Origin of the sequence: Chryseobacterium populi, assembly GCF_000282115.1 — a bacterium.
Classification (GTDB): Bacteria; Bacteroidota; Bacteroidia; order Flavobacteriales; family Weeksellaceae; genus Chryseobacterium; species Chryseobacterium populi.
On the sequence record NZ_AKJY01000003.1, the window covers coordinates 1 to 12524 of the forward strand.

Sequence of the window (12524 nt, forward strand, 5' to 3'; positions counted from 1 at the left end):
TTTCCTTTCTTTTTGAGCATAAAAAAAAGACTGTCTCACTTTTGAGACAGCCTCTTCTTATTTTTAAAACTGTGGTTGATGTTATTTTTTGATAATTTTTTTACTAAGATAATCTCCATTTTCTAAATGTACATTAATAAAATACACTCCGGCAGGAACATGGGTAAGATCTGCTTGCCGGTCATTATTTTTAATCGTTACTAACTGCCCCGCAGTATTGATAACTTCTACTGATCTTATTTTTCCTCCTTTCAGATAAATGTTACCGTTTGTAGGGTTGGGATAAATTTCAATATCTTCTTTTTGAGTATTGGTGACGGATAGTGCTGATAATGAAATTCTTTTAACTTTTGTGCCATTTTGAGAATAGGCGAGGACCAAATGATTATTTGCCGGATCTATTGCTAAATCGTTATAAGTAGCAGCTCCGTCAGAAACAAAATCCCCACCAACTTTTGTCCAGATTCCTGAAGCCGAATTATATCTGTAAACAGTATTTTGAGTATTATTAGCGCTTGAACTGTCCCAGATACTGGCAACTACATATGGAGTACCGTCTGATGAGACTGTAATGGCAGTATGGTTTACAACCGTATCGGAGAAGTTGGGAGCTCCAACCTGTATCCAATTGGTACCATCAAATTTTTTAACATTCAGTTTTCTTCCTTCTGCAGTACTCGATACATATACCACATACGGATTATTGTTCCCGTCCAAAGCAATATCGGAAAATGAAAAATCAGAAGAATATCCGTTTCCTACAATGCTTCCTCCCACCAGGGTCCAGGGATCAGAGCCCGATGCGTCTGCATTTATTCGATAAACCTTTACACCGCCGGAGATCTGACAAGTATAGATATTATTGTCGGAACCGATCACCATTTCTGCAAAAGTTGTTCCGCCTGCAAATCCTGCGGTACCTACCTGTTCCCAGGCTCCATTCACGTATTTTCTTACGGTTCCTGATCCGTCAGAGCTGTATGCATAAATTACATTGGAAGGAGAAACTGCCGTTGCCTGATAATTTATTCCCGTATTGGTTACATTAGGTAATTGAGACCATGTTCCCGAGCTGAATTTCCTGACCTCCATGCCGGTACCGGGATATCCGATCTGATTGCTGTAATATACATTCCCTGACCCATCAATACACAACGAATTGAATGTTGCCGTTCCTGAAGTGATTCCGGCAGAGCCTCCAAGGTAAGACCAGGAAGCTCCGTCAAACTTCTGTACTGAACCTTTTGCTACGGAAACGTCATAATAAGACAGATAATAATTTCCAATACCATCAGTCGTTAAATTATTATAACTGGAATTACCTGCTGAAACATTAACGGGTAGACCTACATTTTCCCATTGTTGTGCATTTACAGTAAAAATATTCAATGCCACTCCGCATACCACAAGTGTTTTCCTGAATTTCAAAAAAGAGTTTTTTGTCATAATCAATGATATTTAAGGTTATATAAAAATTTGAAAAATCTTCACATTTAAAATGAAATCCCTATTACAATTGCTGTGTTAGGAATTTTCAACAAATTTATCATTACAGACAAAAAATGAAGTATTTTATAGCGTTTTACAAAGGAAATAGCTACTCATTTTGTACTTTCAGCATCAAAAGCCTTGTTTTGTAATCATTTTGTTAAATCACAATACTTATTCTTCACTCAGAAAAAATATTTTTTACCATAGAGCTTTTTATAGTAAGCGGTAAATTTTCAATAAAGTAACCTAATGTAATTTTGCAATAATTATTAGATTTAAGAGAGGGAATTTTAGAAAGAGTACTTTCTTACAGATTATTAATCCACTGATAAATATCTACATTTTGAGGAATCCCAAGTTTTTTTCTGAGCTTGTATTTTTTATTTTGAACGGTACGGGTTTCAATGTATGTATATTTTGCAATCTCTTTGGTAGTAAGCTTCATTTTTAAAAGAGCGCAAAATTCTATTTCAGACTGCTGAAGCTCAGGTTTTTTTTTCAGTAATTTATCTGAAAAATCAGGAAATGCATTTTCAAAAGAAAAAATAAACGAAGGATCTTTGTTTTGCAGAAGCTCGATAAGATGATTGTAGGTTTTCTGAAGATTCTGATCAGTAACACGAATTTTCTTATTTCTAACTTTTATAAAAGTGATCATGAGAACAATGATTGATACACCTAATAATATACTCCAAAGTAAAAGATTTTTTGAAGAAGATTCATCCTCTTCCTTTTTATCTTTATTAATGACTTCCTGTAACGAGTTATATTTGCTTTCTAAAACCTGAAGATCATACTGTTCTATTTTGTTTTTATAAAAAATGACACTGTCTTTCCTGCCTGTTTTAAGGTATATTTCTTTCAGCGCTTCATAAACATTATTCATATTAAGCTCAATTCCGTTTTTTTTACTGGCAGTAAGAGCTTTATGAAAATATTTTATAGAATTCGGATAATTTTTTTTTTGTTTGTAGACTTCACCGATGACGGTGTAATTGGTTATCATTGACTTGTCCTCAGCAATAGTTGCAGGCTTTATATTAATGGATTTGTTGGCGTAATAATAAGCGGAATCTGAGTTATACTGTATATAAATATTGGATAGATTAGAGTAGTTCAGATATTGGAAACTGGCAAGTTTTTTTGGGTCTTTAATTTCACTGCCACTTTTTATTTGCTGGTATATTTTTTTTGCAGCACTTTTCGGATCATTTTTATCTAAATATACATTTGCAAAACTGTTGAGTACATTGGCTTTTGCATAGAAAATTTTTTCACTTCCCGTTTTGTCTTCCTGCAGAATTTTGTATGCAGAATTTAAATAATATATTGCTTTATCATAAAATTTATTGACCGAATACGTTTCTGCCATATAAATATTGGACATTGCCTCAAAATAAGGAATATTATATTCATTGGATTTTTTTTGAAGTTTTTCTGATAATATAATGAGGCTATCCATCATATTTTTACTGTAGAAATATCTGCATTTTCTATCAAGCAGTTTTAATTCTGAAATAGAGTCCTTTAGTGCTCTTGCATCATAGAGAAGGGAGTCCAGCTGATGGTATGCCTTATCAATATTAGTATTGAAAATTTTTGAGTTGAGCATGACCTGATTTTTAAACTCTTCCTTTTTGTTTTGGGAATATCCTGTTAGGCTAAAAAATAAACTGAAAAAAGAAAGCAACTGAACAACTTTTTCTGTCATCGATTTATTTAGATATTGTATGGTTAAAAGAATAATTTTAAAAGTAAATTTAATGATATTTTTAATTACTTTTTGCCACTTTTAATATTAGCTCTAAAATGACAAAACAGCTGTAATACTTCTGTTACAGCTGTTTTATCCATTTTATCTGATATTCTTATCTGATCTTTATTTTAAAGCTTTCATGACCATGCTGCAATCAGCGGCTTCCAGCCTCGGGCCGTCTTTGTAAGTGATTTTCTTTTCATTGGCGTATTTCGATTGTCCGCTTTCTTCTGTATGATCACCGATTCCTTCGGTTAAAGTATTTCCTTTCTGAATAAAGAAAATATCGCGTTTGCTTTTTGAGCCTTCAGACTCAAACTCGTAAGTCAGCTTCAAGGTATCCCCGGATTTAAAACCGGTTACATCCCCCTTAGAACTGTCTTTTTCATTATTCTTATAAGACAGCTTTCCGGTAATTGTTCCCAGGTTATCATCAATGCTTGCAAAAACAGAATCTTTACCCGCTGCTCCAACATAGCAATATGATTTTGGCCCCAGTGTATCTACCACTGTCTCTGCTACCGCTGGAGAATCTGTTTCAGCTTTTGGGGTCACAGTTTCTGTTTTTTTATTACAGTTCATTAGGAAAATAGTGAATGAACTGAGTAAGATCAATTTTTTCATAATTTTTTGTTAGGGTAAATTCAAATTTCAATATTGCTAAATTAGTAATACTATTTATATATGAAAGTAAATAAGTTGTAAATAAAAATTTATTTCAACTGTTAAAATTATAATATTGAATATTCCGTTTTTAATTTATGATAAAATGCTTTTTCTTATTTTTTGAGAATTGCTTAAAAATGAATTTTCTAAGGGTCAATTTTTTGTATTTTTGAGTTAAATGGCTCTTAAACTATGACGGAACGGATATATAATGCAATAAAAAAATTCCCTCAGGAAAAAATACTGAAAGACAACGGGGTACTGTTGGCCAAATGGAAAATCAATTCTGCTTCTGCAAGGGAATTTGTTCTGATACAGGAGAATACATTCGTCTTCGTTTTGAAGGGGCACAAAATAATTGTTAAAGATGATGATGAGATAACGGTTGGAAATAAACAGTTGCTGGTGCTAAAGAAAGGCGTTCATAAGATGACTGAATATTTGGCTGCTGATGGCCAGTTTGAGGCATTAGTTATTTATTTTGATGATAGCTTTATCAAATATTTGTCAGATTTCAATAAAGCTGATTGGACACAGCCTTCGTTAAAAGCTGATGATATTCTGTTGCTAGACAGTAACAAAGTGATAGATGGTTTTGTTGAGCAATACCTTAATTATATACAGGAAAATATAAATGATTCTGTTGTTTTGAAATTAAAAGTCGCTGAGCTTATTTACCTGCTTTTAAAAGAACATCCATATGTGAAATCATTTTTTGTTTCTGTTATCCAACAGCATAGTCATTTGAAAAGTATGATGGAAAAACTTTATAAAGAAGATTATACCGTTAGCCAGCTTGCAGATTTCTCCAACCGAAGCCTTTCTGTTTTTAAAAGAGATTTTACAAAAATATTCAATTGCTCTCCTGGAAAATGGATACTCTCGCGAAAATTATCTGATGCATGTTTTTATTTGATCAATACAGACAAAAATATATCTGAAATTGCTTATGAATGTGGTTTCGGAAGCTTATCCCGGTTTGATAAATCATTTAAAAAAGAATTTAATATGACACCCTCATCTTTTCGCTCTGCCGGAATGGGCCAAATCAGCAAATGATAGGACTTATTGGACAAAGTAGTCTGGCTGGCTGTCAATATCTTTGCTTCATAATAAAAAATCAAAGTTTTTATAGATGCTTTGGTGAATGAACAGCAGAAAAAAATACGATGTACAAATACAAAATAGAAAAGGTATCTTATTTAAGTGAGAGGGAAAAGATTGCAGCATTACAGTATACACCTGAAAAAGAGGATAAATGCCCGGCAATTATTATGGCCCATGGATTTGGACTTATCAAAGAAGCTTATATTGATAGGTTTGCAGAAAAATTTGCAGGAATGGGTTTTGTTGTTATTTTATTTGATTATAGAAATTTTGGGGAAAGCGAAGGGCTGCCGAGACAGGAAGTGAATCCTTTTATGCAGATAGACGACTATAAAAATAGTATTACTTATGCTCAAACTTTAAATCATGTAGATGATGAGAAAATAGGAATCTGGGGAACAAGTTATTCGGGAGGGCATGCTATTGCAGTAGCAGCTACCGATAGAAGAGTGCAGTGTGTGGTATCTCAGGTACCTACCATTAGTGGTTTCCAATCCGGAATAAGGAGAATGCCGGCAGAAAAAACTCCTGTTTATTTAGAAAGTATCAAAAAGGACCGCCGGAACCGTTTTTATGGAAAAGAGCCAATAATCCGAAAATTAACGGGAGAGGCTGATTCGCTTTATCCAACACCAGATGCAGAAGAATATTATATGGGGGCTGTAAAGTTTTCAAAAACTTTTCGAAATGAAGTAACCCTGCGAAGTACAGAATACAGCAGGATGTACGAACCGGGTATTTACGTGTCACGGATCAGCCCTGTACCAATATTGTTTATTGTAGCCCTTAATGATATGGTAACACCCACTGATCTGTGCCTGAAGGCCTATGAAGAAGCATTGCATCCAAAGAAATTGGTAAGTATTCCGGATGGACACTTCTCACCTTATACGCAACATTTTGATGTTGCATCGGATGCTGCATTACACTGGTTTCGAAAACATTTATACTAAAAGCTGCAGGATGAGTTTAAACTTTTAACATTCCCCGGAAGCCTCTCGCTGCATAATAAGAATCTGCTCCATTGTGATACATAAAAACAGTGTTGTAGCGACGGTCACAGAAGACTGCACCACCAAGTTCCCTGATATGGGCGGGCGTTTTTATCCAGCTTGAGGTTTTTAAATCGAATTTCCCTAATTCCTGAAGATCACGGTATTGTTCTTCCGTTAAAAGTTCAATCCCCATTTCTGAAGCTCTGTCGATCGCATTGCTTTCCGGCTTATTGGCTTTTCTTGAATCCCAGGCCTGATAATCATAGCAAAGACTTCTTCTTTTCGGGCTTTCGGGAGAGCAGTCGAAGAAGATATATTCATCTGTTTTTTTTTCATAACCGATTACATCTGGCTCGCCTTCAGTTTCTTCCATTTCATTTAATGACCAGAGTTTTTCAGGCTGAGCTTCCAGTTTTGACTGAATTTTTGTCCAGTGCAGGTCTTTATGCCGGGTTTTATTTTTTTCAAAACGGGCTTTAAGAATTGCCAATAACTCTTCGCTTCGTTCTTTTGACAGTTTTTTCATATCGTTAAGATTTAAGGTTAAAATTATTCAAAATTAATTAAATCAATTTTCTGTCGGCCGGCCTGAAATACCATGAAATAATACTGATCACGAGAAGTAGGAGTGGTGGAAAAGTTTTTCCGATTGTATCCCCTACAAATAAATGGGAGATAACAGCTCCTGACATAGCAAAGAAAAATCCGGCATAAGCCCATTCCTTTAACAATGGAAGTTTTGGAACTAATGCCACGATAACTCCCAGAATTTTCCAGATGGCAATGATGGACATTAAATAGATAGGGTAGCCCAGTTTTGTGAAATTTTCCACTTCGTCTTTATGCTTCATCAATTGTACGATGGCGGTTGAAACCATTCCCAATGCCATCCAAAGTGTAAAAATCCAGTAGATAATTTTGTTTCTTTTTTGTGATTTATCCGGTGTTTCCATTGTATATTGTTTTTAAGTGTTAATCATTTAATCCTTTACCTTCAAAGATTTGTGGAATGTGTTTTTCAATTCTCGATTCCCGTGTTTTAGATTGTTTGGCAGAAGAAAAATAGAGCAGGTAAGTCCTTTGTCTTCCCGGGGTTAAAGATTCAAAAGCCTCTTTTAATTCGTGATTTTTATCCAATTGGTTTTGGAATTCTTCAGGCATATCAAACTCTTTGGTTTCTTTCATATCTACTTTCAGGCCTGCTTTTTCTACTTCAACCGCTTCATAGAGGTAAGTTTTAATAATTTTTTCCAGATCTGCAATTTCTTTGCAATCTGTAAAACGGATCTGTCTCGTCGCCTGTACATTTTCAGTCTGCTGAATCAGGATATGGTGAGTGTCATCCAGTAAAGCACCTTTAAAAAACAGGATTGCACAATATTCTTTAAATCCATGAATTAAGAAAATATTTTTCCCATGATAGGTGTAGCAGGGACATCCCCATTTTAGTTCCTCTTCAAGTCCTGTATCTGCAGCAATTGCTCTTAATTTTTCAAATTCTTTCTGCCATTGCCTGGCTTTATCAAAAAAGAAATCAACTTTTGGATTCATGTGTTTGGGAGTTATGAGTTATGAGTTATGAGTTATGAGTTATGAGTTGCCGGGTTTCGATTTAACTTCTATTATCTAGTGTCTGATATCTGACGTCTAATCTAATATCCGATACCTAATGTCTTATTAATATACTGCCCACTTCCTGCAATCTGTTGTGTGCCATATTGAGGCCCTGAGCAAAAGGTAATTTCAGCATCTGATCCCTGGCTTCTACAGATTGGTAAATGGTTTGGATCGTTATTTTACTGGTTTCATCCGTTAGCTTTTCAAATGTTAAGAAATCAAGCTGAATAGGGAATGGGGTATTTTCCATCTGAAAGGTACGGGTAATTTTCTGATCCTGAATTATTTCATGGATACTTCCGTTTGCACGGAATACCACATCTCCCTGTTGGTTTGAGGTTTCAAACTGATAACCGCCGTGTTGTTTATTTTCAAGTTTCAGAACTTTTGTTCCCATCCATTGTTCAACAATTTCAGCTTCTGTATACGCTTTGAATAAAAATTCTACGGGCAGATCGAATTCTCTGGTAATGAATATTTCCTGTTTACCGTCTTCGGCATGAATTTTTGTTTTAAGTTCCATTGTGAGTATATTTAGAGTATTAGTGTGTTTTAGTATTTCTATTGATCATCATTGCCCTTATCACTTATTTTTCTTTTGATAAGCTTTCATAACATTTTCTAATGCATTGAACCTGTCGTCCCACATTTTGCGGAAGGGTTCGATAAAGTCTGCTATTTCTTTCATTTTATTCGGATTAAGGTGGTAAATAATTTCGCGGCCGTTTTGTTCCTGTGTCAATAATTCACACTCCGTCAGGATCTGCAGATGCTTGGATACTGTAGGTCTTGCCGTATCAAAATTTGAAGCAATAGCCCCTGCAGTCATTGATTGTGCAGCAACCAGAACCAGGATTGATCTTCTGGTAGGATCGGCTATAGCCTGAAATACATCTCTTCTTAAATTCATTGTGTAGTTATTTGGCTACAAATATATATGAAGTTATTTGACTACACAAATGTTTTATGATAAATTATTGATTTTAAATAGAAAAACCTCTTGTAATGCTGTACAAGAGATTGAAGTGATCTTGGTTGATAAGATTATTTTATCTTTTTCATCGATTTTAGTGTAGGAAATAACTTGTTAAAGTTACACCATTAAAAATTTCTGCAATACCTTTAACAGAGGTTGCGTTGGAAATGGTTGAAGCCAATATGGGGATTTTATGTATGCCCAAATGGGCTTTAAAATCTTTCAGACTGTCTGAAAATATTAGATTCAAACGAATTACCGAAAGCGGATTAAAAATAACTCACTATTTAGTTTTTCGCAAATCGGATAAGGACAAAAGATATATAAAAGATTTTATTTCTAATTATGAAGAGAGTTTTCAAATGAATGAGTTGTTTTAATTGTTTACCATCCTCCGACTTTTTCTTTGCCGAAAATCTCATCAAATGAAATTTGTTAGTTCTGACTGTAATATCCTTTCTTCATCCATAAACTGGCCCTCACCAATAAAATCAATACCGGAACTTCTACCAGCGGTCCAATAACCCCTACAAAAGCCTGTGGGGAGTTGATACCGAACACAGCGATTGCTACCGCGATTGCCAGTTCAAAATTGTTTCCTGTGGCTGTAAATGCGATGGATGCATTTTTGTCATAAGATACCTTTAACGATTTGTTTACAAAGAAACTTACGAAAAACATTAGGACAAAATAGATGACTAATGGTATTGCTACTTTTACTACATCCATTGGAAGTTCTACTATTTTTTCGCCTTTAAGACTAAACATTAAGACAATCGTGAATAGTAAAGCGTACAGTGTTATCGGTGATATTCTGGGTACAAATTTTCTGTTGTACCATTCTATACTTTTTAATTTAACCAGGAGGTACCGGCTTAAGAAGCCAGCCAGAAACGGGATACCTAGATAGATGAGTACACTTTCTGTTACATCTTTCATGGAAACACTTACATTGAAATTGGCTAATCCTAATTTCCCCGGTAAAACATTAATAAATAACCAGACAAAAAAACTGTAAGTGAATATCTGGAAAATACTGTTTAAAGCTACCAATAAGGCTGCATATTCTCTGTTTCCTTTGGCCAGATCGTTCCATACGATGACCATTGCAATACATCTTGCCAGCCCGATGAGGATCAATCCGATCATATAATCCGGCTCATTTCTTAAAAAGAGAATAGCCAGTACAAACATTAATACCGGACCAATAATCCAATTCAGCAGCAGTGAGATACTGATTACTTTTTTATCTTTAAAAGCTATCGGTAGTAGTGAGTAATCAACTTTTGCCAGTGGAGGGTACATCATTAGTATCAATCCTATTGCTAAAGGGATATTGGTGGCTCCAACAGATAAAGAGTCGGTGATTTTTGAAATACCCGGAAATAAAAAACCTAAGCCTACACCAGCTACCATAGCAAGAAAGATCCACAAGGTCAGGTATCTGTCGGGAAATTTTAATTTTGGTTGCATACTGTTTTAATTTATTCCTACTGTTTTACTTCTTCTTTCCATCATAATCGTATCACGCCAGATATTCCCAAGCTTTCCGATTTTTTCACGGTAGCCAATTATCCGAAAACCGGAACTTTTATGAAGAGCTACTGTTGCTTCATTCTCAGGAAACATACCACTCTGAAGGGTCCATATTCCATTGGCTTCGCTTTCTTCTATCAGCTTTAACATCAAAGCTTTTCCGATACCTTTTCCTTTATAATCATTGGAAATATAAATACTCACTTCTGCCACGCCACCATATACACATCGGTCACTTACCGCTGAAAGTGCAGCCCAACCTACAACAGTATTATCAATGGCGGCTGCGAATCGGCTGTGCTTTAATTTACTTTTGTCCCAGCTTTCCCACACCGGAACTGAGGTTTCAAAAGTCGCATGGCCTGTTTCAAGACCTTGCTTGTATATTTCCGCTATTTCTGAAAAATGATCTTTATTTATTGTTACTATTTCCATTTTAATTGTTTATCTGTGAAAAAATAAAAAACATTTCTGTGGCAATCTGCAGACTTCTTTCTGCATAAACTTCAGTCTGTTCAGGTGTGTTGTCTGAAGCTTTGGGATCATCATACTTGATCGGAAATCTCGATTCCGCTCCGATCACTAAAGGGCAGCCTTCGTCAGCATTGTTGCACGTCATAATGGCACCAAATTCATTTTGAGGATTAAATTCACTGCTGTATTCTTTTGAAAAGCAAATGACAGGAGCTTCATTTTGTGTGTACTTTACTGCATAAACAGGATTTTCGTTTTCACTCAACATCTGGATTTGAAAACCCTGACCAACCAATGTTTCAGCTACTTTTGGAAACATTGCGGTAGCTTCTGTTCCTCCTGAATAACAAAACACATTTTTAATTCCAAAATGAAAAGCCATGGTTTGTGCCCAGATCTGTGACAGGTGACTTCGTCGGCTGTTATGCGTACAGATAAAGTTGAGCCTGACTGTCTGGTTTGTTTTCACCTTATTTTGTATGTAATCAATTAATGGCTTTAAAACACTTTTTCTTTCCTCTGAAATAGTATCTGTTGAAATTGCTTCAATGGTTTTTAAAATATTCTGGTTCATTTTTACTCATTAAAATTTATGGTTTGTGTGTGTGATGTCTCTAAAATAATTAACAACAGCCTCCTCCAGGAGTACATGATGTATTCTGATTTCCTACTAATTCCGAAAGGTTTTTCTTTTGTTTTTCAGTAGGAATACCACAGGCATCCTGTGCAAGACATGTTGTGGTCTTGCTTTTTAAGACAAAGGTTTTGCCATTAAATTCCAGGTCATACTTGCCAATTGTATCACTTTGATATTCTACCTCAATTTCTGCATCTTCAATTCCTAATTTTTCTTCAGATAGCCTGATGATGTTCAGTAATTTTCCTGGTTTTAAGCGGTGTTCATAATCGTCAGCATTCCATAGCTGAAAGTTCACTGCCTTTTCATCACGGATCACGCCGCCGCAGTCAATGAATTTTTTTTTGATCTGTCCGACTTCGGTAACATGGAAATGTTCCGGTACAAATGTTCCGTTTTCTAATTGAAATTCAACATTTTCTAATGTTGGCAAGATTTCTTTAATTTCTGATAGTTTCATTATTATTTATTTATAGTTATAATGCAATATTGCGATATTTTTAAACAAATTTTTTTAATGTGATATTGAATTTTGGGCTGTAAACCTATCTTCGATATTGTAGAATACCGAAGATATAATGAAAGCAGTTTCCATCATTAACAGCATTTTTGATTAGTTACTGTAAGGATTATTTTTGAGAAATACTCTTTTAATAGGCCGAAAGTATTTTCGTCTATACAGTAACATACAGAAGTTCCTTCAATACTTCCTTTTATCAACCCTGCATTTTTTAGTTCTTTTAAATGCTGAGATACCGTGGGCTGTGCTAAAGGCAGCTCATTGACGATATCCCCGGTTATACAGGTATTGACTTTCAGCAAGTATTCTATGATAGCTATTCTTGCTGGGTGGCCCAAGGCTTTTGCAATAACTGCAATCTGATTTTGGTGGTCTGTGAAATGATCTGTCTTCGTCGCGCCCATAATTAAATTATTATATTGCAATATTACGATTTATATTTAAAAGAAAAAATATTAATCTTATAATTTTAAAAGGGGACTATTAAAATAAATTAAAATCCTTAATGTTTGAAGTTTTTATTTGATTTTCAGTAGTTTTTAACTGATGAAAAAAATTGATTTTAAATATGGCAGTGAAATACCAAAGTAAAGTAATTAATTAGTAATCCAATTTGGGCTATAGCCAATTTTTTCCGGTTTGAGATCGTATAGCGGATTCTCATGTAAGTATAATAATCAGAATCTGAAGCATTAGGATTTTGCCCGGGAAATACAGTAGAGTTCATATTTATTGTAATGAAATAAATG

Annotated in this window: 16 protein-coding genes; 3 read left to right on the top strand and 13 right to left on the bottom strand. The window is 34.9% G+C overall.

All coding sequences use genetic code 11. The features are described from left to right. Positions 1-81 precede the first annotated feature (81 nt). The 3 genes from PMI13_RS00925 to PMI13_RS00935 all read right to left on the bottom strand — a co-directional run bounded on the left by PMI13_RS00925 (position 82) and on the right by PMI13_RS00935 (position 3871). Positions 82-1446: a T9SS type A sorting domain-containing protein gene (locus PMI13_RS00925; protein ID WP_007839682.1), complete on the bottom strand. Its 1365-nt coding sequence runs from the start codon at positions 1444-1446 to the stop codon at positions 82-84. A gap of 352 nt (positions 1447-1798) precedes the next feature. After that, the gene (locus PMI13_RS00930) at positions 1799-3202 is read right to left on the bottom strand and encodes a tetratricopeptide repeat protein (RefSeq protein ID WP_007839684.1); all 1404 of its coding nucleotides are present in this window, start codon (positions 3200-3202) and stop codon (positions 1799-1801) included. A 168-nt stretch (positions 3203-3370) separates the two neighbouring features. Continuing rightward, entirely contained in the window at positions 3371-3871 is a 501-nt protein-coding gene (locus PMI13_RS00935; protein WP_007839687.1) for a hypothetical protein, read from the bottom strand. A gap of 234 nt (positions 3872-4105) precedes the next feature. Here PMI13_RS00935 and PMI13_RS00940 point away from each other — a divergent pair, with 234 nt between their 5' ends. Further along, a complete protein-coding gene (locus PMI13_RS00940) occupies positions 4106-4972 on the top strand; it encodes an AraC family transcriptional regulator (protein WP_007839689.1) in 867 nt (288 codons plus the stop codon). Between the two features lie 110 nt (positions 4973-5082). Then, positions 5083-5973, top strand: a complete 891-nt coding sequence (locus tag PMI13_RS00945) for an alpha/beta hydrolase (RefSeq protein WP_007839691.1) — start codon at positions 5083-5085, stop codon at positions 5971-5973. 16 nt (positions 5974-5989) lie between these two features. On the opposite strand, the gene PMI13_RS00950 is transcribed toward PMI13_RS00945, so the two are convergent. The 5 genes from PMI13_RS00950 to PMI13_RS00970 form a co-directional block, all read right to left on the bottom strand. After that, positions 5990-6541, bottom strand: coding sequence for a DUF4256 domain-containing protein (locus PMI13_RS00950; protein ID WP_007839693.1), 552 nt, complete (start codon positions 6539-6541; stop codon positions 5990-5992). A 37-nt stretch (positions 6542-6578) separates the two neighbouring features. Then, complete coding sequence (locus tag PMI13_RS00955) at positions 6579-6968, bottom strand: DoxX family protein (protein WP_007839695.1); 390 nt, start codon at positions 6966-6968, stop codon at positions 6579-6581. 19 nt (positions 6969-6987) lie between these two features. Further along, entirely contained in the window at positions 6988-7566 is a 579-nt protein-coding gene (locus PMI13_RS00960) for a YdeI/OmpD-associated family protein (RefSeq protein WP_007839697.1), read from the bottom strand. 115 nt (positions 7567-7681) lie between these two features. Further along, positions 7682-8155 (bottom strand): SRPBCC domain-containing protein, encoded by a 474-nt coding sequence (locus tag PMI13_RS00965; protein ID WP_007839699.1) that lies wholly within the window; start codon positions 8153-8155, stop codon positions 7682-7684. A 60-nt stretch (positions 8156-8215) separates the two neighbouring features. Beyond that, the gene (locus tag PMI13_RS00970) at positions 8216-8542 is read right to left on the bottom strand and encodes an ArsR/SmtB family transcription factor (RefSeq protein WP_007839701.1); all 327 of its coding nucleotides are present in this window, start codon (positions 8540-8542) and stop codon (positions 8216-8218) included. Between the two features lie 263 nt (positions 8543-8805). On the opposite strand from PMI13_RS00970, the gene PMI13_RS00975 reads away from it, so the two are divergent. After that, positions 8806-8988 carry a hypothetical protein gene (locus PMI13_RS00975; RefSeq protein ID WP_238536258.1) on the top strand — a complete coding sequence of 61 codons (183 nt, stop codon included), beginning with the start codon at positions 8806-8808 and terminating at the stop codon, positions 8986-8988. 55 nt (positions 8989-9043) lie between these two features. Here the strand turns inward: PMI13_RS00975 and arsB are convergent, their stop codons facing one another. The 5 genes from arsB to PMI13_RS01000 all read right to left on the bottom strand — a co-directional run bounded on the left by arsB (position 9044) and on the right by PMI13_RS01000 (position 12179). Next, positions 9044-10081, bottom strand: a complete 1038-nt coding sequence (gene arsB / locus PMI13_RS00980; RefSeq protein WP_007839702.1) for an ACR3 family arsenite efflux transporter — start codon at positions 10079-10081, stop codon at positions 9044-9046. Between the two features lie 6 nt (positions 10082-10087). After that, positions 10088-10579: a GNAT family N-acetyltransferase gene (locus tag PMI13_RS00985; protein ID WP_007839703.1), complete on the bottom strand. Its 492-nt coding sequence runs from the start codon at positions 10577-10579 to the stop codon at positions 10088-10090. Position 10580: 1 nt separating this feature from the next. Beyond that, positions 10581-11192: an arsenate-mycothiol transferase ArsC gene (locus PMI13_RS00990; protein WP_007839704.1), complete on the bottom strand. Its 612-nt coding sequence runs from the start codon at positions 11190-11192 to the stop codon at positions 10581-10583. Between the two features lie 49 nt (positions 11193-11241). Then, positions 11242-11715: a DUF6428 family protein gene (locus PMI13_RS00995; RefSeq protein WP_007839705.1), complete on the bottom strand. Its 474-nt coding sequence runs from the start codon at positions 11713-11715 to the stop codon at positions 11242-11244. Positions 11716-11852: 137 nt separating this feature from the next. Beyond that, entirely contained in the window at positions 11853-12179 is a 327-nt protein-coding gene (locus PMI13_RS01000) for an ArsR/SmtB family transcription factor (RefSeq protein ID WP_034669509.1), read from the bottom strand. Positions 12180-12524: the final 345 nt, after the last annotated feature.